Annotated in this window: 27 protein-coding genes and 1 pseudogene; 20 read left to right on the top strand and 8 right to left on the bottom strand. The window is 37.5% G+C overall.

Annotation, left to right across the window (positions count from 1 at the left end):
- Nucleotides 1-211 precede the first annotated feature (211 nt).
- The 4 genes from RCG21_RS31850 to RCG21_RS31835 all read left to right on the top strand — a co-directional run bounded on the left by RCG21_RS31850 (nucleotide 212) and on the right by RCG21_RS31835 (nucleotide 2,977).
- The gene (locus RCG21_RS31850; RefSeq protein ID WP_308914453.1) at nucleotides 212-628 is read left to right on the top strand and encodes a DUF4275 family protein; all 417 of its coding nucleotides are present in this window, start codon (nucleotides 212-214) and stop codon (nucleotides 626-628) included.
- Nucleotides 629-917: 289 nt separating this feature from the next.
- Nucleotides 918-1,376 (top strand): hypothetical protein, encoded by a 459-nt coding sequence (locus tag RCG21_RS31845; RefSeq protein WP_308914452.1) that lies wholly within the window; start codon nucleotides 918-920, stop codon nucleotides 1,374-1,376.
- Nucleotides 1,377-1,551: 175 nt separating this feature from the next.
- Nucleotides 1,552-2,034: a DUF4367 domain-containing protein gene (locus RCG21_RS31840; RefSeq protein ID WP_308914451.1), complete on the top strand. Its 483-nt coding sequence runs from the start codon at nucleotides 1,552-1,554 to the stop codon at nucleotides 2,032-2,034.
- Nucleotides 2,035-2,428: 394 nt separating this feature from the next.
- On the top strand, nucleotides 2,429-2,977 hold the full coding sequence (locus RCG21_RS31835; protein WP_308914450.1) for a carbon monoxide dehydrogenase: 549 nt from the start codon (nucleotides 2,429-2,431) through the stop codon (nucleotides 2,975-2,977).
- 223 nt (nucleotides 2,978-3,200) lie between these two features.
- Here the strand turns inward: RCG21_RS31835 and RCG21_RS31830 are convergent, their stop codons facing one another.
- Together RCG21_RS31830 and RCG21_RS31825 are read right to left on the bottom strand one after the other, a co-directional pair.
- A complete protein-coding gene (locus tag RCG21_RS31830; protein WP_308914354.1) occupies nucleotides 3,201-4,436 on the bottom strand; it encodes an IS110 family RNA-guided transposase in 1,236 nt (411 codons plus the stop codon).
- Between the two features lie 430 nt (nucleotides 4,437-4,866).
- Nucleotides 4,867-6,090 carry an IS110 family RNA-guided transposase gene (locus RCG21_RS31825; protein ID WP_308913361.1) on the bottom strand — a complete coding sequence of 408 codons (1,224 nt, stop codon included), beginning with the start codon at nucleotides 6,088-6,090 and terminating at the stop codon, nucleotides 4,867-4,869.
- A gap of 344 nt (nucleotides 6,091-6,434) precedes the next feature.
- On the opposite strand from RCG21_RS31825, the gene RCG21_RS31820 reads away from it, so the two are divergent.
- The 11 genes from RCG21_RS31820 (at nucleotide 6,435) to RCG21_RS31770 (ending at nucleotide 16,164) form a co-directional block, all read left to right on the top strand.
- Nucleotides 6,435-6,602 (top strand): hypothetical protein, encoded by a 168-nt coding sequence (locus RCG21_RS31820; RefSeq protein ID WP_308914449.1) that lies wholly within the window; start codon nucleotides 6,435-6,437, stop codon nucleotides 6,600-6,602.
- A gap of 32 nt (nucleotides 6,603-6,634) precedes the next feature.
- Nucleotides 6,635-7,879 carry a serine hydrolase domain-containing protein gene (locus tag RCG21_RS31815; protein WP_308914448.1) on the top strand — a complete coding sequence of 415 codons (1,245 nt, stop codon included), beginning with the start codon at nucleotides 6,635-6,637 and terminating at the stop codon, nucleotides 7,877-7,879.
- A gap of 432 nt (nucleotides 7,880-8,311) precedes the next feature.
- Nucleotides 8,312-8,665 (top strand): VOC family protein, encoded by a 354-nt coding sequence (locus RCG21_RS31810; RefSeq protein ID WP_308914447.1) that lies wholly within the window; start codon nucleotides 8,312-8,314, stop codon nucleotides 8,663-8,665.
- A gap of 214 nt (nucleotides 8,666-8,879) precedes the next feature.
- Nucleotides 8,880-9,338 (top strand): hypothetical protein, encoded by a 459-nt coding sequence (locus RCG21_RS31805; protein ID WP_308914446.1) that lies wholly within the window; start codon nucleotides 8,880-8,882, stop codon nucleotides 9,336-9,338.
- Between the two features lie 184 nt (nucleotides 9,339-9,522).
- A complete protein-coding gene (locus RCG21_RS31800) occupies nucleotides 9,523-10,809 on the top strand; it encodes an IS110 family RNA-guided transposase (protein WP_308914445.1) in 1,287 nt (428 codons plus the stop codon).
- Nucleotides 10,810-11,382: 573 nt separating this feature from the next.
- Nucleotides 11,383-12,606 carry an IS110 family RNA-guided transposase gene (locus RCG21_RS31795; protein WP_308913361.1) on the top strand — a complete coding sequence of 408 codons (1,224 nt, stop codon included), beginning with the start codon at nucleotides 11,383-11,385 and terminating at the stop codon, nucleotides 12,604-12,606.
- 403 nt (nucleotides 12,607-13,009) lie between these two features.
- The gene (locus RCG21_RS31790) at nucleotides 13,010-13,441 is read left to right on the top strand and encodes a VOC family protein (RefSeq protein ID WP_308914703.1); all 432 of its coding nucleotides are present in this window, start codon (nucleotides 13,010-13,012) and stop codon (nucleotides 13,439-13,441) included.
- Nucleotides 13,442-14,060: 619 nt separating this feature from the next.
- Nucleotides 14,061-14,474 (top strand): NAD(+)--rifampin ADP-ribosyltransferase, encoded by a 414-nt coding sequence (gene arr / locus RCG21_RS31785; protein ID WP_308175926.1) that lies wholly within the window; start codon nucleotides 14,061-14,063, stop codon nucleotides 14,472-14,474.
- Nucleotides 14,475-14,803: 329 nt separating this feature from the next.
- Entirely contained in the window at nucleotides 14,804-14,992 is a 189-nt protein-coding gene (locus RCG21_RS31780; protein WP_235824974.1) for a hypothetical protein, read from the top strand.
- On the top strand, nucleotides 14,974-15,324 hold the full coding sequence (locus RCG21_RS31775) for a DinB family protein (protein WP_235824973.1): 351 nt from the start codon (nucleotides 14,974-14,976) through the stop codon (nucleotides 15,322-15,324). The genes RCG21_RS31780 and RCG21_RS31775 overlap by 19 nt, the downstream gene beginning before the upstream one ends.
- Nucleotides 15,325-15,651: 327 nt before the next feature.
- Entirely contained in the window at nucleotides 15,652-16,164 is a 513-nt protein-coding gene (locus RCG21_RS31770; protein ID WP_133340415.1) for an SRPBCC family protein, read from the top strand.
- A 470-nt stretch (nucleotides 16,165-16,634) separates the two neighbouring features.
- Here RCG21_RS31770 and RCG21_RS31765 read toward each other — a convergent pair whose 3' ends face one another.
- Both RCG21_RS31765 and RCG21_RS31760 read right to left on the bottom strand, forming a co-directional pair.
- On the bottom strand, nucleotides 16,635-16,844 hold the full coding sequence (locus RCG21_RS31765; RefSeq protein ID WP_071353701.1) for a hypothetical protein: 210 nt from the start codon (nucleotides 16,842-16,844) through the stop codon (nucleotides 16,635-16,637).
- Nucleotides 16,845-16,983: 139 nt separating this feature from the next.
- Nucleotides 16,984-17,166: a hypothetical protein gene (locus RCG21_RS31760; protein WP_308914444.1), complete on the bottom strand. Its 183-nt coding sequence runs from the start codon at nucleotides 17,164-17,166 to the stop codon at nucleotides 16,984-16,986.
- A gap of 528 nt (nucleotides 17,167-17,694) precedes the next feature.
- On the opposite strand from RCG21_RS31760, the gene RCG21_RS31755 reads away from it, so the two are divergent.
- Both RCG21_RS31755 and RCG21_RS31750 read left to right on the top strand, forming a co-directional pair.
- On the top strand, nucleotides 17,695-18,261 hold the full coding sequence (locus tag RCG21_RS31755; RefSeq protein WP_308914443.1) for a TetR/AcrR family transcriptional regulator: 567 nt from the start codon (nucleotides 17,695-17,697) through the stop codon (nucleotides 18,259-18,261).
- A gap of 58 nt (nucleotides 18,262-18,319) precedes the next feature.
- Complete coding sequence (locus tag RCG21_RS31750; RefSeq protein WP_308914442.1) at nucleotides 18,320-20,164, top strand: alpha/beta fold hydrolase; 1,845 nt, start codon at nucleotides 18,320-18,322, stop codon at nucleotides 20,162-20,164.
- 842 nt (nucleotides 20,165-21,006) lie between these two features.
- Here the strand turns inward: RCG21_RS31750 and RCG21_RS31745 are convergent.
- A pseudogene (locus tag RCG21_RS31745) lies at nucleotides 21,007-21,381 on the bottom strand (response regulator transcription factor); the annotation flags it as partial.
- Between the two features lie 245 nt (nucleotides 21,382-21,626).
- On the opposite strand from RCG21_RS31745, the gene RCG21_RS31740 reads away from it, so the two are divergent.
- On the top strand, nucleotides 21,627-22,019 hold the full coding sequence (locus RCG21_RS31740) for a Replication termination protein (protein ID WP_308914441.1): 393 nt from the start codon (nucleotides 21,627-21,629) through the stop codon (nucleotides 22,017-22,019).
- Nucleotides 22,020-22,362: 343 nt separating this feature from the next.
- Here the strand turns inward: RCG21_RS31740 and RCG21_RS31735 are convergent, their stop codons facing one another.
- Together RCG21_RS31735 and RCG21_RS31730 are read right to left on the bottom strand one after the other, a co-directional pair.
- Nucleotides 22,363-22,527 carry a hypothetical protein gene (locus tag RCG21_RS31735; protein ID WP_308914440.1) on the bottom strand — a complete coding sequence of 55 codons (165 nt, stop codon included), beginning with the start codon at nucleotides 22,525-22,527 and terminating at the stop codon, nucleotides 22,363-22,365.
- Nucleotides 22,528-22,585: 58 nt separating this feature from the next.
- The gene (locus tag RCG21_RS31730) at nucleotides 22,586-23,506 is read right to left on the bottom strand and encodes a helix-turn-helix transcriptional regulator (protein WP_308914439.1); all 921 of its coding nucleotides are present in this window, start codon (nucleotides 23,504-23,506) and stop codon (nucleotides 22,586-22,588) included.
- A gap of 82 nt (nucleotides 23,507-23,588) precedes the next feature.
- Here RCG21_RS31730 and RCG21_RS31725 point away from each other — a divergent pair, with 82 nt between their 5' ends.
- Nucleotides 23,589-24,068, top strand: coding sequence for a GyrI-like domain-containing protein (locus tag RCG21_RS31725; RefSeq protein WP_308914438.1), 480 nt, complete (start codon nucleotides 23,589-23,591; stop codon nucleotides 24,066-24,068).
- Between the two features lie 129 nt (nucleotides 24,069-24,197).
- Here RCG21_RS31725 and RCG21_RS31720 read toward each other — a convergent pair whose 3' ends face one another.
- A complete protein-coding gene (locus RCG21_RS31720; protein ID WP_308914702.1) occupies nucleotides 24,198-24,377 on the bottom strand; it encodes a DUF2187 family protein in 180 nt (59 codons plus the stop codon).
- An 801-nt stretch (nucleotides 24,378-25,178) separates the two neighbouring features.
- Between RCG21_RS31720 and RCG21_RS33690 the strand changes: the two genes are divergently transcribed.
- Nucleotides 25,179-25,478, top strand: coding sequence for a hypothetical protein (locus RCG21_RS33690; RefSeq protein ID WP_372512784.1), 300 nt, complete (start codon nucleotides 25,179-25,181; stop codon nucleotides 25,476-25,478).
- The last annotated feature ends 368 nt before the right edge of the window (nucleotides 25,479-25,846 follow it).

Genomic DNA, 25,846 nt, shown 5'->3' with positions numbered 1-25,846 from the left:
AGTCCCAACCAGCCTCAAACATGTTTCTACAAGTAGGGGGCGAACGGTTTAGCTGACGAGGTCTTTGCCCCACGGGTGCTTACGTTCTACCCCGGCTACAGCTATCATATATCGATATAAAAAATGGTCAACCAGAAAAATTTTCTGGCTGACCTTATAATACGAACGGGTGCTTAACTTTAGTATATATTGTAGAGAAAGGTTAATTGGGATGAAAAATAAAGAATTAAAGATAGTGGAAATACCAAAGTGGGGACAATATTTACGGCAAAAGTGGCGTGAAAGTTTTGCAAGTCATCTATCAAAAGAGGAACAAAAATCGATTGGCTTGGACCATTTTTTGTGGTATCTATGTAGTGGAGAAAAGGTAAAATGCCTTGAAAAAGAAAAAGCTATAAAAGCATTTGAAAATCAAACAAAGAATAAATGTACAATTTTTTATCAATTCACAGATGAAGCTTACTTAGTTCAAAATGCCAAAACTCTTACAGTTAAAGATTTGCCATATAAAGAAAACTATTTAGATTATAGTGACATTTATATCATGGATTGGGATAATAAATGGACCTTTATCATAACTCACGAAACTGACTTAGGACTCGGACCGTATTTTATTCAGAAATCCTAAAAACAATCTTTTTGTGAGATACTTCACTTAAAGTAACGGGTGCTATACTTGAACAATGGGGATCGTTGCGACCCCTTTTTTTGTTGAGCTGCCATTGATGCAGCTTTTTTTATTGAACTAGCAGGTTAGTGGAACAAGGCTTTCTGAACATTAAAATGTTTGAGAAAAGAATTTAAAAAGTAGTGAAACTTTTGTTGTGAAAGGGATATAGTTTAAAAAGTCAAATAATAGATTAACAATACAACGATAATTAATTTTGAATCTGTCTAATTTTATAAGGGGGATGTAGGTGAGAAAGATAATAATCCTGTTTTTCGTTTTTTTTATCGGGTGTACTTTGCTTGTTAGTAAGTCCTTTGCAGATTGGGCATATGCTTTTGTTCTCTACGAAGGCAACGCTTATGTTATTTCAGAAACTCATATCGAACCCAATAAAATCGGTAAGAAAATAGGTGAGGTAACTGATTATTCAGATTGGGAAGGTGGCACATATAGTGGAAATTTTTCTAATGAATTTCCCAAGGGTACTGAATACTATGAAATCAAAGGTGTTAATACAAAAGATGCAATCGCAGTTAAGAAAAACGAAGGGTTATTTATAAAAGTTAATTATAAGGGAAAGTATGGTGCTACCGGTAAAAAAGGCAATAGCATATATAATTGGCAAAATGTATTACCGTATTTAATTGGAGTAATTTTGTTGATTGGTATCATTTATTTGTCTTTTAAAAAAAGAAATAGTCGATAATAATCCAAAGATTGTGAAGAAATATACTTAAGCTAACGGGTGCAAGAGTAGAAGAACAGGGCTGTCGTTGTGGCAGCTTTTTCTTATTGTGCTAAAGGGGCAGTTCAGTTAAATAAGAAGTGTCAAATCGGGGATACTATTTCCAAAAAATCAGTCTGGATTGGGGTATTAAAAGATGGCACTTCTTTTTCGTCTATTTCTCTTTATAATCCTTTTAGTTAGTAGTCCAATGTTAAGTATGGCTAAAGGGATAAAGTACAACCACAACAGCAAAACCATTTCAGAAATAAAGAAAGATGTTGACTTTACCCTTTTAACTCCAAAAAAAATACCTAATGATTGGACATTAGATACTAAAACCTCTTCTTGGATAATGCTACATTATATGAACAACAAGGATACCAAGCTGATGGTCGCTATTCATGAGACAAGGGGATTTCCATTATCCAACGACGATTTTCCTAATGCTCAACAAATCGAGATTAATGGAAGCAAAGGCTATTTTCAGGAATGGGCAGATAGAGGAAAGTCTGATATTAAAGGAGATACCATTAATGGTGGTTTACTCAACTGGGTCCAAGATGGTACTTATGTAGAAATGAGTAGTTCAAGATTAGCGAAAGAAAAATTGTTAGAAATTGCAAGGTCGATGAAATAAATCGGATTCAAGAATTGCAGAAGCTGCCAATAGGCAGCTTCTCTTCTTTCACTAAAGGGGCAGGTTAGTTTAACAAAAAGAAGGGAATTTAATGGGAAATGCCGAAACAAAGAATGATAAAAAGGGGTGATTTGAATGAATTTTTTTCAAATACTTTCCATCTTTATCGTCCTTTACATAATAAGATACTTTATGGACTCCAATTATAAAAATAGAGCAAAAAAATATGTAGTAATGGACATATTCATTACTTCAGTTTTAGCAATTATTGTAGAGTTAGGAATACGTTTCTTATTGCACTAAAGGGGCAGGTTAGTTACATAAGTCACGATAAATAATCTTTCATAAATGGAGAAGAATACTTATTAAATGGATAAAGAGGGTGCATGGAACATTGAGTAAAAGAATTAACTTTATTTGTTTAATACTCTGTATTGCTTGTTTTGTACCAATAAATGAGATTGCTTTTGCAAGTCCAAAGGATACACCTCCTTCTTTTGAGGAAAAGTTCACTGATGTTGGGTATAAACCTGTTAAAGATGCAGTAAAGGAATTTGAAAATCACTTTAAACAAGATATGAAATTTCCCAAAATCAAACCTTCTATTTCTTTCACCCATGAATTCGGAAGATTTTATGAAGATAAGGAATATGACACGAATGATTTCCTGTCAATTCGTTTTGTGAATGAAAAATCATCAGAAAATAATTATAAAATTGATATTCGCCCCTTAAAAAATAAAGTGGTTTTCAAAGACAAGGTTAATCAAAAAGTATATACACTTCAAAATGGGCAAAAAGCCATTTATACGGATAATACTCCAATTATGAATTTTCTTGTTTTTGAAAAAGATAACTGGCAATATATGCTCGGAATTGACAAAAAGGTAACAAACAAAGTTACACCTGAAATATTAGTTAAGATTGCTAACTCAACTGATTAAAATTTAAAAAATAGACCACGGAGCAGAGGGCAAGGTGGTCTTTTTGTGCTATTTAATAAAGATATTGTGAAGTTATTCACTTAAACTAAACCAGCTAATAGTTTGTCAACATTTTTCACTGAAAATCTTTAATTACCCATGTTATACTAAAAATGCGCATGCCAAATAACCTTCCGTCAAACGGTTACTGGAAGGTTTTTCTGTTTTTAGTTAGATATAGTTCTTAAGCGATATCTTGGAAAGTGGTCTTGTTTTTTAATATGGCAAATATCCAATGTAAAAGCTTATTAACACAAGCAATAACTGCTACTTTATACAATTTACCTTCACTGCGTTTCTTATCGTAAAATTCTCTTAATCTCTTATTTCTAGGGATGATCTCATCACTTGTTTTCTTTTTACGAGCGTCACGTATTCCAGCACGGACAGCCAAATACAAGGCATGCCGTAGTCTGCTTGAACCACGCTTTGTAATTCGTATTAATGTGGCTTTAAATTTACCAGATTCAAATACTTCTGGATCAACTCCAGCGAATGCGACCAGCTTTTTTGGATGATTAAACCGGTCTATCTCACCAATCTCGGAAATAATCGTTGCCGCGATTTTTTCACCAATACCAGGGATAGATTGGATAATCTTATATTCTTCAATTTCCTTAGCGAGAGTATCTATCTCTGTTTCTAACTTTGATAGATACTCTTTATATTGAAGAAGCATATTAATATACATACTCATGCTTATTAAATGACTTTTGTATAAAGTTTCTTGAAATGGATTTCGAGCTGCGGCATTCTTAAGTTTTTGTGTCTTTTCTTGTACCCATTTTTTTGATCCATGTTTATATAACTGTTTTATACCATCAGCCAACTCATCTTCACTAGCAGCCAAGATATCTTGGGATGTAGGATATTTTTGCAGGGTAAGTAAAGATACTACAGAGTATAACTCACCAAAAACTCCCTTATATTCAGGAAATACTTGATCTAATACAGCTTGAAATTGTAATTTGGTTTGTACATATATCTCGGTTATATTTGCATGTTGCCTAGTAAGATTACGCAGATTTAATAGTCGTATTCCACGCTTTTTATAGGGCTCTAATTCCTCTTTATAGTAAAGCTCGCAGAGCCGATAAGCATCAACTGCATCTGTTTTCACTTTTCGTAAACTTGAACTTTTGGCTCTATGGGAAATCAATGGATTGATGATTATTAATAAATAATTTCGATCCTCCAAATACTGAACAACTGGCGCATGATAATGCCCCGTAGCCTCTAATACAACCGGAGGTTGTTTACCAGTTACATCTTTTATCTCCTTAAGAAACTTAAGTAATGATCCTAAACCTCCGAGATCATGCTTGATGCTAAAGCTTTTACGATAAGGTTTTCCTTTATCTAAAAATCCTTGAACTTCACTTTCCCCTTTTGATATATCCAGACCAACGACTGGATTCATTCCAGATCTCCTCCAAATAATTAAATTACCGGTTACCCCTAATTCCTCTTGCAGTATCATAGCTTCGCTTGTTATGCGAGATCGTAGTCCCAACCAGCCTCAAACATGTTTCTACAAGTAGGGGGCGAACGGTTTAGCTGACGAGGTCTTTGCCCCACGGGTGCTTACGTTCTACCCCGGCTACAGCTATCATATATCGATATAAAAAATGGTCAACCAGAAAAATTTTCTGGCTGACCTTATAATACGAACGGGTGCTTGAGTTTAGGAGTGGAAGCTGTCATTGAGGCAGCTTTTCTTTTTGCACTGCCATGAAAATAAACTTCTGTAATTCTGGAAAAAAGGCAATACTAAAGAAGACGCAGCTCATTCATTTTTAAAAAAGGGGAGAGCGCCTAATTCATTGATCCTTGGAATCGAGTTGAATAGATTAAGATGCTTCTGGTTCTTGTAAAGTAACTGTGTATCCTAAACTTTCAAGTCTTCGTAGTGAATGCCGAACAATGGATTGCTGTCTTTGTTTATCAAAGTAGTCTTCGCCTAAGTCTACATACATTTCTTTTCGTGTTAAGAGATAATAAGAGATACGTAACATGGCATGGGCGACCACTATTCCGGCTCGCTTTTTGCCTTTTCGTGATGCTGTTCGTCGATACAGTGCTCCGAGATAGTTCTTCGAACCTTTTACTGAATGAGCTGCTTCAGTTAATGCGGATCTCAAATACTTATTTCCTTTTTTGGTTTTAGCTGATTTCCTTTTCCCAGCACTTTCGTTCTGTCCAGGAACCAAACCTGCCCAGGAACACATATGTGCTGCACTTGGGAATTGTTTCTTAATATCAGTTCCGATTTCAGCTAAAATTTGCTCAGCCATCCTGGTGGCTATACCAGGAATAGAATCTAATCGTTCCACATCTTCTTGGTTGGTACGTACTCTTTTCGCTACTTCTTGATCGAGCATCTCAATCTCTTCAGTCAAAAAGTCAATATGTCTTAAAATCGTTTTTAACATTAGACGTTGATGGGATTGAATATAACCTTTAAGTGCGAGTTCCAGTTCATCTTTCTTCTTTTTCATTGAGCGACGTGCAAAGTTTGCTAGTTTTTCAGGATCCTCTTCTCCTTTGGCAATAGCATCAAGCATATCTCGAGCGGAAACACCCAAAACGTCTGAAACAACTGAACCCAATTTAATGTTCGCTCCTTCTAATACCTTTTGGATTCGATTGATTTGTCTTGCACGTTCCTCAATGATGCTCCGACGATAACGAACGAGTTCACGTAGTTCCCGTTGATTACGATCTGGAATGTAACTAGCTTTTAAAAGTCCATGACGAAGAAGTTTGGCAATCCATTCTGCATCCTTAACATCTGTTTTACGTCCGGGGACTGCCTTCATATGTTGAGCATTCACCACTAAAAACTCAATATCCTCAGCTTCTAGTAAATTCACAATAGGTTTCCAATAAACACTCGTGCTCTCCATGGCAACATGGGTACAATTATGTAGTTTAATCCAGTCAACCAACTGTAGTAGAAATACAGTTTTAGTAGAAAACGTTTGAATCTCCTTTCCTTCAGGTGTCAAAATACAGGCAGTAATATTGTCCTTATGGACATCCATTCCGCATGCTCTTTCAATGACTACATCCATTGAAAACATCCTTTCTACGGCTCACAATAATATTGGAGGCTGGTGCATCAACCAGAATAGGATTAATCTACCATGTGTGCTTCCCGTAAGGGAGCGACAGTCAGTGGTGCACCGTGGTCGGTGGAGTCAGACTAAAGGATGGGCTCTAACGCACCATAGTACAGCGACCTTCCTCTCCCAGCCGTAGAATCAGTATTGACGGTTTAAAAACATTTTCATTCTCTGTGGTGAAGAGCTGGTTTTTAGCGATTCATGTATGGCTAAAGGGGAAGGATAGTTGAATAAGGAATATGTATTTACTTACAGAGTATACATAATTAGGTAATGTGAAGGCGGGAGCTTAAATGGATAAGGGCAGTATTTTCGCCCTTCTCAGCTCCAATGGGGAGGGCGAGATAACGGTTGTCAAAGAAGATTACTTACGGAATAATGGTGACCTTGAATTTGATGAAACCGAGAATAAACGTCCCATGAACAATTGGCTCTATGCTAAGCGCAGGACATATCCATAGGGCTGATAAAAAAGTAAAGAGAGGGAAACCAAATGAAAAAGATTACAACGGTACAAAGCAACAGCGGCTTCTCCGAAACTGGGCTGCGCAGAATGCGCGACGTGCTGGCACGACATGTCGAGTCCGGGAAGATTCCTGGGCTCGTCGCCCTGGTCAGCAGGTACGATGAGACACACGTCGAAGCGATCGGGACGATGCGCCATGACGGTGGTGCGCCGATGCGCCGGGACACGATCTTCCGGATGGCCTCGACGTCCAAGCCGGTTACGATCGCGGCGGCGATGGTTCTGCTCGACGAGTGCAGGCTGCGGCTGGATGACCTGGTAGAGCAGTGGCTACCGGAACTCGCCGACCGGCAGGTGTTGAAGCGGATCGACGGCCCGCTGGACGATACCGTGCCGGCGCGGCGGCCGATCACCGTACGGGACCTGCTGACCTCCACGTTTGGGCTCGGCATGGATATGACGTCGCTGGGCACTCCAATCATGAACGCAATCTTTGAGCAGGGACTCACGCCCAATCTACCGGAGCCAGTGCCCGTGCCTGATGAGTGGATGCGGCGCCTTGGCTCGCTTCCACTGATGCACCATCCCGGAGAGCGCTGGCAGTACCACATCAGCAACGATCTACTCGGCGTGCTCGTCGCTAGGGTCACGGGCCAGTCGTTTGAGACGTTCCTGCGCGAACGCGTCTTTGACCCCCTGGGCATGAAGGACACCGGTTTCCACGTGCCCGCCGACAAGATCGACCGGCTGCCAACCCTCTACGCCCCCGACCCGCAGACCGGAGAGTACATAGTGTGGGACGAGGCCAAGGGGGGACGCCACAGCCAGCCTCCGGCGTTTCAGGGCGGCGGCGGCGGACTGGTCTCCACCGTCGACGACTACCACGCTTACTTCCGGATGCTGCTGAATCACGGGATGCACGGGACCGAACGGATCCTATCCCGGCCCGCCGTCCAACTGATGACCACCAACCGCCTCACGCCAGAGCAACAAGCCGCCCGAAACGCCATGGCCCGCAACAACGTACATGTGTCTTTCGGCCAAGGGCAGCACGGTGGCTGGGGCTTTGGGATGGCGGTGCGCACCTACCGAGGTGACTACGCGCCCATCGGCCAGTTCGGCTGGGACGGCGGAAGCGGCACCGCGACGTATGCTGACCCGGACAAACAGCTCACCGGAATCCTTCTCACCCAGGTCGGGGCGTCCACTCCGGATTCAACGCGGCTTATCCACGACTTCTGGACCATGGTCTACCAGGCAATCGAAGACTGACACCGAGCCTATGGTTCATCGTTCGTTTAAAAATAGGCCGGTGAATTTCATCGATCTTATTGGGGCAGAACCATGACGTGACACAGAGTTGGTTGGACGGAGTGGAGCGGGCAGGGGAATGGACGCAAGTCCTTGGAGGTCTATTCAAAGCTTGCAATCACTGATGCCCAGCAGGGATATAACGAGGTCATCAATAAATAATTCCCCATTTAATTAACATCTACATTGCGGGTGGTGTCAGCTTAGCTGGTACTACCTTTTTTTATGTTGAAAAAAATAAAAATGCTCGACTTAAGGGTGGTTTATTCCAGGAAGGATTAACGCCTTTTTTGTTGAAGTTATTGAACTAACGGGGCAGGTTAGTTTAATAAAAAGGAGAAAAATAAAAATAAAGCGAATTATTTTAATAAATTCTATTTTAGGAGGTTGTCAATGAATCCTGTTTTAAATCAAATCGGAACAGTCTTTATTCCTGTAAGTAATGTCGAAGAAGCACGGAATTGGTATTGTGACATTTTGGGGTTAAATGCAGAAGGTGAGATTTTATTTGGGCATTTATTTATTGTACCAACAACGAATGGAACTGGAATTGTATTAGATAGCAAGATTTATTCAAAAGAAAATATTTTCAAAACTCCAGCTTTTCATTTTAATGCCCACAATATTGAAGCAGCCTATAATTTTTTGAAGGGTAAGAATGTTGAATTAACAACAGAAATTGAGCATAATCATTGGTTTAATTTCAAAGACCCTTATGGAAATCATTTGATGGTGTGCAGGTGTTAATCTTTTTTCACCAATCGATGCATAGGTTCAATTAGGATATATGCCTATTTTTGTTGAACTAACGGGACAGCATTCCTGTAATAAGTTTGTGAACAAATGTACTTAACTATAGGGTGCGTTTCTACATTAAGTAGAGACGCATTTTCTTATTGAAGGGACGTGCAGGATAAAAGAACAGTGATTAGAGAAAATTAGTTAAAAAAGGACATTTTTTATGATTGGACTTATTATTGCTGTTATTCTTTTTAATTTAATTGCTTTTAAAACTAACAAGCGGCTTACTAAAAATCAAATTGTTCATATTTGGTCGTTCACCATTACTTTACAAATTATTGCTGATTTGTTTATTGACCAAAAATACCACGGTTATTGGTACTTTACACAAGATGTTGATTGGGAAGGTTTACCTTCCCTTACAATACTTTTACCACCTGTAAATATGATGTTTTTGAATTGGTTTCCCTTTAACTCTCCTTTAGTAAAAAGAATCCTCTATTATATTTATTGGATGGTATTTATGGTGATTTATGAATTAATAGCGTTACTGCCAGAACCTTGGGGGTACTTCAATTATGGGTGGTGGAAATTAGAGTATTCTATTTTTTTTGACCCTATTTTGTTAGTTATTTTACTGAATTTTTATAAGTGGATTTGTAAGATTGAAAAAAGTTAACTTACGGGTGCAAGATTAATGTTCAGAGCTGTCATTGAGACAGTTTTTCTTATTGTGCTAGAGGGCAGCATTCCTGTAATGAAGAAATATGGGGTTTGAATATAAAAAAGCCCCTTGGTAAGATATGAGTGTCCAAAGCTTGGCGGCAAAAAGGATACAAATATACTACCAGGAGGCTATTTAAATGAATTATAACCAAAATGAAAAGATTGCTCAAATTACTTCTCAAACATTAATTATAGGTGTTGATATTGCCAAATACAAGCATGTGGCAAGAGCCCAGGACTTTAGAGGTTTAGAAATTTCGGCACCATTATACTTTGAAAATACAAATTCTAGCTTTAACTGTTTCATAGAGTGGATTAAAAATTTAATGGTTCATAACAAAATGGAAAAAGTGATTGTAGGAATGGAGCCGACAGGTCACTATTGGCTTAATTTAGCTCACTTCCTTAAGGATCATCATATTAAGTTTGTGGTCGTAAATCCTATGCATGTAAAGAAGAGTAAAGAGCTGGATGATAACTCTCCAACTAAAAATGATGTAAAGGATGCAAGAGTTATCGCTCAGTTGGTCAAAGACGGGAGATATGCTGAACCGAACATTCCGCAAGGAGTTTATGCAGAACTCCGAGTGGCTCGAAAAATACGTGATCTCTTAGCTGTTGATCTTCAAGCAGTTCAGGGGCAAATCCATAATTGGATTGACCGCTACTTTCCAGAATTCCTTACGGTATTTAAAGATTGGGAAGGTAAGTCGGCGATCCAATTATTAAAACTAAATTTATTGCCACATGAGTTAGTCAACCTTTCGGAACAAGAAATATTAGTACATCTTCGGAAAGCTGTTAAACGTGCAGTGGGACTCAGTAAAATAAAAGAACTAAGGCAGGTTGCCACCGATTCTATTGGCATTCGTGAAGGTTCGGACATGGCTAAATTAGAGCTAAGCACGTTAATAGACAAATATGAACTTATAAAGGAAAAGTTCGAAGAACTGGAATCTAACATAGATAGACTTCTTGAACAAATTCCAGGTGTTGAACAAATGTTGGCTATTAAGGGAATAGGCAAAGATACGATTGCAGGCTTTTATTCGGAGGTAGGAGACCTAGGTAACTACACCCATCCAGGGCAGATTATCAAATTAGCTGGGCTCAGCCTAAAGGAAAATACATCTGGAAAGCACAAAGGACAAACCAAAATTACAAAGAGAGGAAGGAAGACTTTAAGAGCACTTCTTTTTCGAGTAGCAATGCCTTTAGTCGCTAAAAATACTGCTTTTAAAGCATTACACGAGTATTTTACAAAGCGCCCAGATAATCCTTTGAAGAAAATGCAATCGTTAATTGCAATATGTAATAAGCTCATACGTATTCTGTTTACCATCGGTAAAAAGCAGTGTGAATTTAGTGAAGAGCGTATGTTAAGGGACATTCCTCATATGGCGGAATTACAGATAGCAGCTTAAATTTCTTTTAGTGAAATTCATTAGGTAGTAGTTTTATTGTTTTAGACATTTGAAGCACGGATTAGTCAGTAAATCAACTAAAATACGGGCAAGGACCCTGTCGGGCAGCATGACTGACATCCACCTCATGGAAAGGTTGGACGAAGGAATTTTGGAGCAAAGACTCTGTGAGATATGGGAGGGTTGACCTCCATGAGAAATGTGGAGATCCACCAGTGCAACCATACTTTAGCTAGTTATCCAACTTTTGGATAAGGTTGGTTTGGTTAACTATAAGTTTCTTTTTCACTTTGCCCCCAAAATTACCCTTTAGCCATACATGAATCGCTAAAAACCAGCTCTTCACCACAGAGAATGAAAATGTTTTTAAACCGTCAATACTGATTCTACGGCTGGGAGAGGAAGGTCGCTGTACTATGGTGCGTTAGAGCCCATCCTTTAGTCTGACTCCACCGACCACGGTGCACCACTGACTGTCGCTCCCTTACGGGAAGCACACATGGTAGATTAATCCTATTCTGGTTGATGCACCAGCCTCCAATATTATTGTGAGCCGTAGAAAGGATGTTTTCAATGGATGTAGTCATTGAAAGAGCATGCGGAATGGATGTCCATAAGGACAATATTACTGCCTGTATTTTGACACCTGAAGGAAAGGAGATTCAAACGTTTTCTACTAAAACTGTATTTCTACTACAGTTGGTTGACTGGATTAAACTACATAATTGTACCCATGTTGCCATGGAGAGCACGAGTGTTTATTGGAAACCTATTGTGAATTTACTAGAAGCTGAGGATATTGAGTTTTTAGTGGTGAATGCTCAACATATGAAGGCAGTCCCCGGACGTAAAACAGATGTTAAGGATGCAGAATGGATTGCCAAACTTCTTCGTCATGGACTTTTAAAAGCTAGTTACATTCCAGATCGTAATCAACGGGAACTACGTGAACTCGTTCGTTATCGTCGGAGCATCATTGAGGAACGTGCAAGACAAATCAATCGAATCCAAAAGGTATTAGAAGGAGCGAACATTAAATTGGGTTCAGTTGTTTCAGACGTTTTGGGTGTTTCCGCTCGAGATATGCTTGATGCTATTGCCAAAGGAGAAGAGGATCCTGAAAAACTAGCAAACTTTGCACGTCGCTCAATGAAAAAGAAGAAAGATGAACTGGAACTCGCACTTAAAGGTTATATTCAATCCCATCAACGTCTAATGTTAAAAACGATTTTAAGACATATTGACTTTTTGACTGAAGAGATTGAGATGCTCGATCAAGAAGTAGCGAAAAGAGTACGTACCAACCAAGAAGATGTGGAACGATTAGATTCTATTCCTGGTATAGCCACCAGGATGGCTGAGCAAATTTTAGCTGAAATCGGAACTGATATTAAGAAACAATTCCCAAGTGCAGCACATATGTGTTCCTGGGCAGGTTTGGTTCCTGGACAGAACGAAAGTGCTGGGAAAAGGAAATCAGCTAAAACCAAAAAAGGAAATAAGTATTTGAGATCCGCATTAACTGAAGCAGCTCATTCAGTAAAAGGTTCGAAGAACTATCTCGGAGCACTGTATCGACGAACAGCATCACGAAAAGGCAAAAAGCGAGCCGGAATAGTGGTCGCCCATGCCATGTTACGTATCTCTTATTATCTCTTAACACGAAAAGAAATGTATGTAGACTTAGGCGAAGACTACTTTGATAAACAAAGACAGCAATCCATTGTTCGGCATTCACTACGAAGACTTGAAAGTTTAGGATACACAGTTACTTTACAAGAACCAGAAGCATCTTAATCTATTCAACTCGATTCCAAGGATCAATGAATTAGGCGCTCTCCCCTTTTTTAAAAATGAATGAGCTGCGTCTTCTTTAGTATTGCCTTTTTTCCAGAATTACAGAAGTTTATTTTCATGGTAGTACACTAAAATTCCAATCCTCAAATGAATTTTAAAACAAACTACTACGAAATTTGGAGAAAACAAGAGAAATCGTAAGATTTTCCTTTCTATATAGAGGGAGTTTAGTTGAACAATAGTCATTAGCTTTTATTCAACAATCGGGCCATTTAATCGAATAAGGATTATTTAGAATTGGAACCGTTATCCATCAAGTGGGTTAGTCCAGTTTACGCAAGCTCAATTTTGATGTATCATGAATAAGAGGTTGTCCAAATTTTTCCAAATGAGCTGTTGAATGATGTCAATTAGTTTGAACCCGTATTTGATTTTTGACGGTAACACGAGAGAAGCGATCCATTTTTACGAGAAAGCGCTTGGCGGGAAAGTGATGGGTATCATGACGTTCGGAGATATGCCGGCGGACCCGAATCATCCGTTGACGGATGACATGAAGGATCGCGTTATGCATGCACACTTGAAAGTCGGCGACGCGGATCTCATGTTCACCGATACGTTCGCAGGCATGCCTTATCAGCCAGGCGATACGATTCAGATTGCCATCCATCCCAAAGAAGAGGCTAGAGCTAGAGAAATCTTCGCCGCTTTGGAAGACGGCGGACAAGTCATTATGCCTCTTCAGAAGACGGATTGGAGCCCCTTGTACGGGCAAGTAAAAGAAAAGTTCGGCGTTACTTTCCAAGTGAATGTCCCAGGAGAGCAACCGCAGTAATAGCAAACATACTTCCGTTTCACCAACAAACAAAGCCTCCTGTTCGCGAATGGACAGGAGGCTTACTCAGTTGCAATTACAATGGTTGTGTGGCTAATGAGTAAATCATACAGACCAAGTTTCTTCAATAATCGGGCGCTTTCGGGGAATAACGTATTCATTTCTTGGGCCAGTTAGCGGAATAAATTTATTTTTTTAGAATATCACAGGAAAGGCATGGGCTTTTAAATAATGAAGAAATGTAGTTCAAAATGTGATTTCATTAATTTGGAGGTAAGATTAGATGAATATAAAATTTGATCCAAACAACGTCGTTATTAAACTCTGTATGAGTGGGATGAACATGGAAGATGGCGGAAACGTTGAAGGTGCAACCACGATGTTTCATCAAGCTTGGCACGAAGCAAAAGACGACTATGAAAGGTTTATTGCAGCTTATCATTTGGCTCGTCAACAAAAGAGTATTACAGACAAATTGAAATGGATGGAAACATCTTTACAGTGTGCACTAAATATAAATGATGAAAATGTTAAGAGTGCATACTCAACATTATATTTAAACATTGCCAAATTCTATGAGGAGTTGTGTGATTCTGATAATGCAAAAAGAAATTATGAATTGTCAAATTCATATGAGGGTGCACCTTCTGATGAAGGACCATTTTATCATGGGACAAAGGCAGATTTGCAGGTTGGTGATTTACTGACAGCGGGTGGAGATTCAAATTACAAACCTGAGCTTAAAATGAACCATATTTATTTCACTGCTAATGCCAATGGCGCAGGACTTGCAGCAGCATTAGCAAAAGGAGAAGGAAGAGAACGCGTTTATATAATAGAACCAACAGGTGAATTTGAAAACGACCCAAATGTTACTGACAAAAAGTTTCCGGGTAACTTAACACGATCTTATCGCTCAAAAGAACCTTTAAGAATTATTGGTGAAGAAACAGAGTGGGCGAAACTGACAACTACGGAGCGACGTGAATGGCGCGAAAATTTAGCCAAAAACAAGGGAGAAATTATTAACTGAACATATTTAAAATGAGTAAAATAGTTACTTTTCAAGTTTATCTGAGGGCTAACACATAAAATAAAGCAAGGCATCCTACGTGATATATCGTAGAGTGCCCAATTTGGCTGATGATCCAAGACCACTCAGCTTTTATACCTATAAAGGGTAAACATTAATTTTTATTTTACCGATACTCCGCAATCTGGCGCGATTCTGTAGCAAGAATAGCGCTCTTTCTTTATTAAAGGGACAGATTGTGGAATACGGGAAGAATATTTTTATTTAAAAGAAGGAAACATCTATTTTTAATAGAATGTTAAGTATTTTAATTAGAGGAGGTTGATCTGTTGGAGAGAAGAACTTTACTGGTATCTTCATTACCAGAGTATGAAGAAGAGATTGGCCGATGGCTATGGTGTCTAGAGGATGTACGACGTACTCTTATAACTGAATTAACTGGAACCAGCCAAAGCTTAATTGACCGGAAATTAGGCGAAGGACAATCAATGGGACACTCTTGTATCACATTGCATTGATCGAGGCAGATTGGTTATATGTAGAAGTACTTGGAACTGATTGGGATCAAGAAATTAGCGCATTATTTCCTTTAGAACATCGAACTGACGGCAATTTAACTCACTTTGAGGGAGAAAGTATAGAGGAACATTTTTACCGCCTTAATAAGGTACGCGAAGTATTTCTTTCTCACTTTCGTTCAATGGACTTAACCGATTGGCGTAAACCGAGAGTAATTGAACATTATGACGTCACACCTGAGTGGGTTGTTTACCATTTGATTGAACATGAATCGCATCATAGAGGTCAAATTTTTCAAATGCTTCGGGAATTACGAAATGATAAGTGCTAAAGAGAGGGAATTATAATTCATCTTGAATTAACGGAATGGCTTTAGATAATTATAAAATCAATAAATGTTGTTTAAGAAACGTTGGCTTATTATTCCACATTAATAGATAAATCAAGTGGTGTAGTTATTCCATTAAAGGGTGCAAGAATTGAACAGCGATGGACTGTTTTCAGCAGTCCATTTTTCTTGGTCTTTAATCCGTTAAATGGGCGGGCCAGACGAAGATATCACCCGATTACGATCTCCTGGCAGATCTTCTGGTTCAGGCTTCAAGCACTCTGTCAAAGTAGGGGAATAGTTCCCTTCAAAAAAACAAGGAGGATTTTCATGGATAACAATCTGAATCAATCGTTCGAAATTGCAATTACGCGTGTATTCGATGCCCCTCGCGAACTCGTATTTAAAGCATGGACAGAGTACGGGCATTTCGCGAAATGGTGGGGACCAAAGGGGGTCACCCTCGAAATCGTTAAAATGGATGCTCGTTCTGGAGGCGAGTTTTTAGGTATTCAGACGTCTCCTGACGGAAATCAGGTTATGTGGGGAAAATTTGAATACCAGGAGATTGTCGAACCTGAGAAAGTGGTTTTTATCCGATCCTTTTCCGATGAGCAAGGCAATACGGTCCGAGCGCCTTTTAGCGTGAGCTGGCCTCTTGAAATTATGAATATCATAACGCTAGAAGATGACGACGGTAAAACTGTTTTAAAACTGAAAGGTTGCCCTGTGAACGCTTCAGCTGAGGAACAAGAAACATACAAAGGTATGGCTCCAAAGCTTCAACAAGATCTTGAGGGTACTTTCGATAAACTTGCCGACTATCTTGTCTCCCTGAATTAGAATACGATAAAAAAGTTAATCGGCCAAAAAAACCTTAATCACTTTGAATATTACGTTTCAGCTGGGAATGTTTGTTCAATAGAACTTAGGACTTTATTTTCTCGCCTTGGCTGCTGCTTTTTTTGGTTATTCCATTAAAGGGCGCTTTTCTTTAGTAAGAAGGCGTCTTTTTGATATGCCACTACACATCAACGGATTAGATTTTGTTAAGGTAAAAAAAGATTGTGAAGATTTTCACTTAAACTAACAGGTGCAAGAGTAGAACAACCGGGTTTGCTGCGGCGATCCTTTTGCTTATTCGACTAACGAAGCGGGTTAATTTAAGAAAATAGATGCCCAAGGGATTTATTGGCTCTATGGGTTATGAAGGTTCACAATTTCTAAAATCTCATAAAAATCCTATGCCCATCTTGGCTTACTGTATAACTTGAAGAATCCTATGGTGAATCACTCAATTATAAAGCATCCGATTATTCGGATGCATACTTAATTATTCCATGTAAGTAAACTGAGTATTCTCTCTGTACATATTCTCTTAATTTAATTCTTTTTTCTGTTTCTAATACTCTAACCAATTCTTGAATCTTTTTTTCATTTTCTTTTGTAGTAGGAATCTCTAATGAAAACAAATTACCTCGACTACTATTTAGTAATTTTTTTAATAACTCAACTTTATTCATTGGAAAATCTCCTTTATCTACTATATTCGACATAAAGGCGATTTTTTCCTTGGAACATCTTATATTGTTTCATGTTTTACCTACTTTCCACTAAAAAAAATCAGATTACTGGTACTATGACAGGAATGGGGTAACTTTTTTATTTTTTTTTATAACTACCTTCTACCAATCTAATCATATCACGCCCTGATATCTTTTCTGTTTCATGATAACCTTCTTCATCACGCAAACTCAAGTACCAGCTGCTATCTTTATCTTCATTTAACCTATATAACTTATTGGTAAAAACATTTGTATAAAAATCTCCATTTCTTAGCCTCATACTAACCCCCCTCTCAAATGTATATAACCTGTATTATGCCCAGGATACTGACCTGAGAGCCATTAGGCATATACAGTCTAAAAATCCTGGATATACATGGGAAAGAAGTGAAAATCAGCGGTAGGGACAGAGCATGGATAGTTGTATAAACGGAATTTTTCCTTATTCAGCTAACGGGTGCTTTTGTTAAATTCTTAATTATCAATAAACCAAAGATATGCAGGTTTTTATTAATTAATTGCTTATCTTTGGCTTTTTTACATTCAAGAAACGCACTTCAATAATTAGCAATTTTATAATTGCCAAATATACATAATGTCCTGGCTGTTCGAAAAGTAATCACAAAATTTCACTTTTAGTCACAGGATGACTACAATCTGATTTGATCCATCCTTTAGCAATAAGTGTACTAACTTTGTAAAAAAATATTAACAAAGGATTCCAATTTTATTTCCTATATTCACCTGTTTTTTCTTGAAAAATATAAATTAGTACTATATAGTACTAATTATGGTAAAGAATAAATTAATGAATCGAAAGCGTGTCATTGAAATAGCGGCTAATTTATTTTTAGAAATGGGCTTTCTCTACACGAGTATGGATGAATTGGTTCGCGTCAGTAAAGTGTCCAAGTCAAATGTGTATTATCATTTTTCGAACAAAGAAGAAATATTAGAATCGGTAGTTGATTATTGGATCGCGATGTACAATTATGCAATGGAAGAGGTGCTGAATCAGCAGCAATTTTCGGTTGAACAACGTGTGATTATGTTCTTAACGCATTTATCGCAAGGAGTGCAAGAAAGAGAGTTTAAAGGTGGTTGTCCATTTATTACACTAGCTATTCAATGTCCGGCACAAGCTATACAGCTTAAAGAAAGAATCGGAATGTTTTTTACTGAATTGCAATCTAAAGTCAGTTTACTTATCACACAAGGAATCGAAAGAGGAGAATTTCGCAATACGATTCAGCCTGAGGAAGTAGCAGCATTATTTATCACTAATTTGGAAGGTGCATTATTTATTGCAGAAACGCAGAAAGATGCAACAATCATTATAAAAACAGTTCAACAATTTATGCAATTGCTTCGCTAAAGAGGCAATTTTTTTACACTAAACTAGAACTGTATAGTACTAAAATGGGGGATAGATGATGAAAAAGATTTTTTTAATAGGAGGAACAGGTTTTATTGGTAAGCAGTTAGTACAACAATTAGTATCTGAACAGGTCGAAATCTTACTGTTGGTAAGATCTAAAAGTAAGGCCATCACGATGTTCCAAGAAAGTGAGCGTCTACACGAAAATCGTTTGCAGTTTGTGGAAGGTGATTTAACGAAAAAAGGTTTAGGGTTACGTGAAGAAGATCAACAACAAGTAAAAAAGTGCGATGTGATCATTCATGCAGGTGGACCGATGGATATCAGTGTTTCCGAACAACAAGCGACGTCTGCGTTTCTAAACGGTGCAAAACATGTGAGTGAATTAGCACAAAGTATTCATCTAACCAAAGGTTTAGAGCAATTTATCCATGTAGTAGGTTATATGAGTCCTTTTGATGATGACAATAGCAATATAGATATTGATGTATTTCAAGAGGGACATCAGCAATTAAAAATAAAAAATCCGTATGAACGCACAAAATTTTTAGCAGACCTCTATATGCGACAACACGCAAAGAAAGTAGGTTATCCGCTTTCAGTTGTTAATCCCCCTACAGTAGTTGGTCCTAGTCAGACGGGGAGCACGGAGCAGGTGGGGGGTTTAGGGTTACTTGTGAAAAGTATGAGCAAAGGTCTTATGCCTGTTGTGCCAGTGGGAAGAGATTATAGACTCCCCCTGATTGCAAACGATGCATTAGCAAAATTTATAGTTCGGATTTTGAAGCAACAACAGCCAAAGAGCCATACATATACACTTGTTCCAGACAAACAAACGGATCTTAATGTACCGGAATTACTTCGTATCATGGCAGAAAGTATGAACGTGAAGGCACCTACTAAGTCGGTTCCGATACAAGCTATGAAATTATTACTGAATAGCGGAGGAAGTAAACTAACAGGAATCCCGGCAGATGGATTAAACTTTATGACAAACAGAGATTTTTCTAATGTCATGGTCAAAAAAGTAATGGGACAACATTGGTTCAAAGAGACGAGTGTAACGACTTTTTTACCGGCTGTAATAGCGGATTTGGATTATCGTATAGCGTACCCCAACCACCAACTAGATAACAGGTTTAACAGAGTTCGTATTGGAAACATAGTCGTTTACCAAAAAAATGGAGAAGGTAAGCCTTTTATTTTGTTCCATGGTTTACTGAGTGATGGAGAAGATTTGTTTCCATTAGGGATTCATTTACATGAAGCAACAGGCCGGCCTGTATGGATAGTAGATTTTCCTGGTTTGGGACGTTCTCCTTTTTTAAAGGGAAAAAATACGATGACTGTTTATCTTCATACACTCAAGGATGTATTGGTGCAAGCTTTTGAAGGTGCTCACTTTATTGGTCACTCATTTGGAGCGTTTATTTTATTGGCTGCATTCAAAGAACATTATTTTCGTTCGCATGATACTATCACGCTATTGCAACCGCCCATGATGAAAAAGAGTGCTACAACATTTCCGGGTTTTATGAAAAAATGGGTATTAAAGAATGCGAGTTTGAATCGTTTAAAAAAATATGTCTTGGATACAGGCTTGTTCGGTAGTGCTGAGCAAATTCCTATGCACTATATGGCAAAGGTCAAAAGTAGCTTTAATTCCCCTAGAATTCTAAATACGACGGTTCTATTGGATGAATGGTTGTCGAAGAAGGGCGGAATGGAGATGAACGATGTGGAGAGCAGTCATTTTCAGATTATTTGGGGTGATCAGGATAAGGCTTATCGACCGCCTACAAAGTTAGGAGACATCACGATGCTTCCATATGGACATCATTTTCCACTAAGTCACCCAAATGAAACGGCGCACGTGATCTTGGAGACTGTGAAGATTTGAAATACTGGAAAACTACCAAAAAGCTGATTTCGGTAAATCAGATGTCGGCTTTTTAGTTTTCATCTATTCAGTAGGAATAAACTATAAATTCATTATTGACTCTCTCATTACGGAAGACATTACACTTTGATTAAGGTAATGATAACCAATTGGGAGGTGATTGAAATGATTCAAAAAATGAATTCTTTTGTAGAGAAGTTAAAATTACAAAATTTATTGATTTTACTACCCCTTACCCTATTTTTGAGGTTCGTGGTAAACAACCATCTTGATAAATTGTATGCGGAATCTTTGTTCCTTGTCCCGTTCTTTAAGGGGCAAACGACATTTAATGCGGGTGAGCTTATTGGTTACTACCTGTACATGATTAAGGGTCATTTGCAATATTGGATATCACAGGTCATAATTTACAAATAGAGCAACCCCAACTATTTTAGATCTCCTACTACTCTTATTATTATTGACAAACAGCATTTGGACGAGTTGGATCAGGTAAGATTAGCTAAAGAATACCTATACTTCGTTTTTTATCTCGTTGAAAACATTGCTGTCTTCTAACCAAATACTTAATTCATTAAGACAAGATATGATTTTATAATCTCTGTTTTTAAATAATAAAAAATGAGAATATAAGTCATTTTATGCTTTAAAAAGCGGTTGCTTCGGGGGGATGGTATTTGAAGATCAGTAGGCGATTTTGTTAATGGATAATTGCAGTTTTAATTACTATGGTTATTATAATATTCCAAAAAGAAAAAGTAGCCGCACAGTTTCGATCAAAGGAGAGTGGGGCATTACTAAACAATTCATAATGATATTTTGTTCTCCTTGAAGAAACAGTGTTTGGTATTGTAATTATAGACGCGCCTTAAAATCGCTTGGATCTTGGCAATCAACACGTCAAAATGAAACGGCTTTTGGACAAAGTCATCCGCGCAAAACTGCATGGACATCACCATGTCGGAAGGGTGGTCCCGTGAAGACAGAAAAAGGATCGGCACATTCGAATGGGATCGGATCATCCGGCACCAATGAAACCCATCAAATTTGGGCAGCTGGATATCAATGATCACTAAATCAGGTTTCACATTTGTAAAGACCTGCATCACATTGCTAAAATCCGTAACCCCATGAACCTCATAAGACCAACCTGTTAATCTTTCTTTTATCTCTTCATAAAGCGTTGCGTCATCCTCAACTAGTAATAGTTTAAACATCATGTTCACCACACTTTGTTTCAGTTTCATACTCAAATTGTATAGCAAATTTTACCTATGTGCCAGCAGTCCATAAAGAGGCAAGGCCATATAGTGTTAGATAATGGAAGTTAATATCAAGTAGTAATGCTGAAACTTAATTTCAATATGTTCTAAATTCACATAGTTTATTATATATACGACCCGATAAAGAATCGTTTATAATCCAATTAACACCACCAAACGGTCAGCAAGGAGGGTTTATTTTGGAGGATAATATAATAAAGGAAAAAGAGGTAAAACCACGGAACCGAGATAACTTTTTAATCAAGCAGCGTGCGTTTGTGAAGCTGTATTTGCTCTCGTGGATAGAGCAGGGGAGACCATACGGTAAAGAAATGTTGGAGGATTTTTATAAAACGTTTAAGCAATTCAATTATAAGCCCAATCATTCTGAAGTTTACAAAGGATTGCACGAGCTGCTGGATGATGGAATTATAACAAGGTCCCGGATTATAAAAGAGGGGTCTAAGCGCCAGGAGCTTAAGGTATATGAAATTTTCAATATGGATGAGGCTCGAAGGTATAAGAAGCAAGTGAAGGAAGATTTAGATCGTAGTATAGGCCTTTTAAATAGGGCTGTTAGAGATAATTTCTAGAAGAATCCAATCAGTTTAGTTACTTTGAACCAAATGTCCAAATCATTTACCTCAGGTTTCAAAATTTAGTATTTTGTGAATAAAAAGAGGGCACCCCTAAAAGTTATACTTTTGTCCTAATTCGCTATTGAAATATTGTAGTTTTAACAATAAAATTCTCGCATAATTCGCAACTGAATTCGCTCTAAATGGTTCCATTTTGAGGTGCATATATATTAAACTCTGCATCAATAAATGTCATAAATAATTAATAAATTAATAAACAAAAAAGTGCTAAATTTGAAAATTTAGCACTTTTTTTGTGTGTTCTAGAAGAATATTTAAAGTAAAAACAAATGTCAAATTACAATGGACCAATACCATTTCCGCTATTTCCCTTTTCAGGATTTTCCTCTAGCTTCTCAGCTATACGACTCTCTTCTGGCGAAGATGCACCAGATTTTTTATCAAAATAAATAGCTATTCCAGCCAATATAATGACAGGCGTAAATATATATATCCAAATCATATTGTCACCTCCATAAGGGGGAAATGTAGTTCTGATTTTTTTGGATTCCCTTTTTGCTTTAAAGATTAGGTTCATAGAGGTTAATGATTTTTGCCAAATACTTGCGAAAATCCTTTTCAAAAAGACCACCGTCAATAATTTCGGCATTCGCTCCTAACTGTAAAATAAAACGATAGGCATACTCAACATTCGGTAGTTGAAGGTCTATATAGTAGGTTGTTTCATCACACGGAGTAATCACCGAGGTGCCAAAGCGTTCGATAATAATATCGCGAACCCGCATATTCGCTTTCAAACGAACTGGGTAAAACTTGGGAAGCTTTTCTTTTGGTATTATGTCTTTTACGATATAATAGCGTGCATTAAATGTTTCGTTTGTAAATATCAAATTCGACATGCGAGCCAAGCGAAAGATGCGAAAATCCTCTCGTTCATAGCTATAGCCATGTACGTACCAGCGTTCACCTTTATACATCAAGTGATATGGTTCAATTTTTCGAGAAGAGTGTGTGCCATTGGCATCGTAATAATCAAATTTGACAATTAAATGTACACGGATTGCCTCTTGTAAAGACTCAGCTAAGGCCTTCAATTCTTCTGTTCCTTGCCAACCAGTAAAATGCAAAGAAAAATCCAACTCAGAATTCCGTTGTTCTGTTTGCATTGCACGGATTTTTGTCATAGTTGATTTAATTTCTGGACTTTGAATCAGCTGTTCCACACCATGTAAGGCAGTTAAAATATTTTGCAAATCCTTAGAGGTTAAAAGCTTTTTATCAACTTTATAGGTAGGCATTAGTCCGATCCCGCCATCTCGTCCCAGAACGGTAAAGATTGGGATATTCGCCATGCTTAGTGTTTCGACATCGCGATAAATCGTCCGTGTAGTTACCTCAAAAATTTTTGCTAGTTCTGCTGCAGAAACTAATTCTCGCTGCAATAAAATCATAATCATACTAATTAATCGTTCGATTTTCATAAGTTTCTCCAAATATATGACAGATAGCTGTCAGGGTTTGTTGGTTATAGTATAGTTACAAAATAAGAAAAGAGGAAATAAAATGAATGAATTAACAATAAAACACATGGATGAATTAACATTGACTGGCTATAGCACCTCCGTTCCAATGCCAACAATGGAGAATGTGGATGAGGTATCGAAACAAAAATCAGCGCACTTTGGAGCACTCGCACAAAGTGGCAAATTTGGAGCACTAATGGCCGGTAGTAGGGACAAAATTGGTTATGCAGTCGGGACAACTGGCAGTGAGAGCTTATCCTATTTCGCAGGAGCGAATACAGCAACCGTTGCTGAAGATGCGGAACAATTAGTCTTACCAGCTAATGATTATGTCGTGCTTACCGCTGAAGGAGCACCAAGTCGGAAATTATTAGACCTATTAATTCGCCAATTTTTTGGAGAAATTTTACCAAACCATCCTGAACTTGAGTATAAAGATACCTATGTCATTGAAGCGTTATTGAACGGAAATACAATGGACGCGGTTGTTGAATTAGCGGTTCCGGTAAAAGTTAAATAGCGTTGGTAAATGAAACGTAAGCAATATTTAAATAAAAAACAACGAATTGAGAATTAAAAAGGCTGTATTATCATCTTAGTAACAAAAATGGAGAGCCTGGATTTATTCCAGGCTCTTTTAATCTAAGTTTTAAACCGCTGCTTTTTGAATAATTTCGTAGTTTTTATGATTGATAACGGTTACATTATTTTCGTAAATAATATCTGTTGGATTTTTAAGAATCTTAATCATTACAGAGCTTTCATAAACTTTTTCAACAATCCCAACAATTCCTTTTATGGAACATATCTGATCGTTAACTTCAGCCATCTTCAATTTGTCTCACCCTTTTTAATTATAATTTACAGAAAATTCACAAATATTTCAATCCTTATTGAATAAAAAAATAGCAGCTTTTGGCCCATAAAAAAGAAATCAATAAGGATTATTAGGGATTTATAGGAAAGTATAGCTGTAGTGATTTGTAACGATTTATGGGTATCAATAAAATGATTTTTCTTAAGAAAATTATTTAGATTTATTATATTCCTTCTAATTTTAAAAAGAAATTAAATTACGTAACCCTGAATAAATAGGATAACGACCGTGTTCGTCTATTTGTGATTTAAGGGATTGTTATAGATGACTTATCATTACTAAATTCTTTACTAAATTCTTTACTAAATTCTTTACTTGTATAAATATATCTTCGTTATTTGCAGAACCTTTTATAAAGAAATAGTTGCAAGGATGTATTAAAAAATTCGGTTAAAAGACTTTAATTACATTTGACTATCATTTTGCTAAATGAGAAATGAAAGTCACAATGTGCCTTTGAAATAAAGTTGCACCGTTTTTGTTGAATACTTATATCCTATTTTCCTATTTTTATCACTGAGAGATTGGGATTTTTAAATACTTAAATATACTTATGTGTATATTAATAAATATATGTAAACATATATTTTAACATATATATTTTCTATATATTATTATATAACGTATTTTATATGTCGTTGATAACATTATTATAACTATTAACTTATAAAACATTAGGATAAATAAATTCTTAGAGCTGAATCCAATTAAAAATGGGGCCATGGATATTCCTAATAATTTGTTAATTTCAAAATGCTAAATTCACTTAATTTATTATACATATGCCCGGACAAAGTAATGCTTATAATCCATGTAACACCACCAATTGGTCAGCAAGGAGGGTTTATTGGGGAGGATAATATAATAGAAGAAAAAGAAGTATATCTACGGAACCGAGATAATTTTTTAATCAGGCATCGTGCGTTTGGGAATCTGTATTTACTATGGTGGGTTGAGCAGGGGAGACCATACGGTAAAGAAATGTTGGAGGATTTTTATAAAACGTTTAAGCAATTCAATTATAAGCCCAATCATTCTGAAGTTTGCAAATGATTGCATGAGCTGCTGGATGATGAAATTAACGAGGTCCCGGAATATATAAGAGGAGTCTAAACGCCAGGAGCTCTTCCTTTTTATACTGTCATATTGTCGTGAAGTGATGAATAAGGTTGTGTCTTATCGGGAAGCGTATCAGGAAGGAATAGGGAGGGATTTCAAACGATAGGGATTCACATGTCAAAGCAGCAAAGTGATACGGATATTAAGTAGGTGAAACAGGAACCTCTCAGTATTAAATCAAGTACCCAGTTGCTGTAGATAACCTGCAAAAAATTACGGATTCCTTTCAGAAAGAATTTGTGCCAGCGTTCTTCTTAATTGATAAAGATGGTACACTTTTTTTCGGGCTGTAAGTGATAAAT

The sequence above is a fragment of the Bacillus salipaludis genome (genome assembly GCF_030938565.1).
Classification (GTDB): Bacteria; Bacillota; Bacilli; order Bacillales; family Cytobacillaceae; genus Neobacillus; species Neobacillus salipaludis_A.
Note: the sequence above shows the minus strand (reverse complement) of the source record. Positions and strands in the feature narration are given on the sequence as shown.

Coding starts and splice junctions, on each gene's coding strand:
- RCG21_RS31850 (WP_308914453.1), top strand. CDS start 212: ATGAAAAATAAAGAATTAAAGATAGTGGAAATACCAAAGTGGGGACAA.
- RCG21_RS31840 (WP_308914451.1), top strand. CDS start 1,552: ATGGCACTTCTTTTTCGTCTATTTCTCTTTATAATCCTTTTAGTTAGT.
- RCG21_RS31830 (WP_308914354.1), bottom strand. CDS start 4,436: ATGAATCCAGTCGTTGGTCTGGATATATCAAAAGGGGAAAGTGAAGTT.
- RCG21_RS31825 (WP_308913361.1), bottom strand. CDS start 6,090: ATGGATGTAGTCATTGAAAGAGCATGCGGAATGGATGTCCATAAGGAC.
- RCG21_RS31820 (WP_308914449.1), top strand. CDS start 6,435: ATGGATAAGGGCAGTATTTTCGCCCTTCTCAGCTCCAATGGGGAGGGC.
- RCG21_RS31815 (WP_308914448.1), top strand. CDS start 6,635: ATGAAAAAGATTACAACGGTACAAAGCAACAGCGGCTTCTCCGAAACT.
- RCG21_RS31810 (WP_308914447.1), top strand. CDS start 8,312: ATGAATCCTGTTTTAAATCAAATCGGAACAGTCTTTATTCCTGTAAGT.
- RCG21_RS31805 (WP_308914446.1), top strand. CDS start 8,880: ATGATTGGACTTATTATTGCTGTTATTCTTTTTAATTTAATTGCTTTT.
- RCG21_RS31800 (WP_308914445.1), top strand. CDS start 9,523: ATGAATTATAACCAAAATGAAAAGATTGCTCAAATTACTTCTCAAACA.
- RCG21_RS31795 (WP_308913361.1), top strand. CDS start 11,383: ATGGATGTAGTCATTGAAAGAGCATGCGGAATGGATGTCCATAAGGAC.
- RCG21_RS31790 (WP_308914703.1), top strand. CDS start 13,010: ATGTCAATTAGTTTGAACCCGTATTTGATTTTTGACGGTAACACGAGA.
- RCG21_RS31770 (WP_133340415.1), top strand. CDS start 15,652: ATGGATAACAATCTGAATCAATCGTTCGAAATTGCAATTACGCGTGTA.
- RCG21_RS31765 (WP_071353701.1), bottom strand. CDS start 16,844: ATGAATAAAGTTGAGTTATTAAAAAAATTACTAAATAGTAGTCGAGGT.
- RCG21_RS31760 (WP_308914444.1), bottom strand. CDS start 17,166: ATGAGGCTAAGAAATGGAGATTTTTATACAAATGTTTTTACCAATAAG.
- RCG21_RS31755 (WP_308914443.1), top strand. CDS start 17,695: ATGAATCGAAAGCGTGTCATTGAAATAGCGGCTAATTTATTTTTAGAA.
- RCG21_RS31750 (WP_308914442.1), top strand. CDS start 18,320: ATGAAAAAGATTTTTTTAATAGGAGGAACAGGTTTTATTGGTAAGCAG.
- RCG21_RS31735 (WP_308914440.1), bottom strand. CDS start 22,527: ATGATTTGGATATATATATTTACGCCTGTCATTATATTGGCTGGAATA.
- RCG21_RS31730 (WP_308914439.1), bottom strand. CDS start 23,506: ATGAAAATCGAACGATTAATTAGTATGATTATGATTTTATTGCAGCGA.
- RCG21_RS31725 (WP_308914438.1), top strand. CDS start 23,589: ATGAATGAATTAACAATAAAACACATGGATGAATTAACATTGACTGGC.
- RCG21_RS31720 (WP_308914702.1), bottom strand. CDS start 24,377: ATGGCTGAAGTTAACGATCAGATATGTTCCATAAAAGGAATTGTTGGG.
- RCG21_RS33690 (WP_372512784.1), top strand. CDS start 25,179: ATGCTAAATTCACTTAATTTATTATACATATGCCCGGACAAAGTAATG.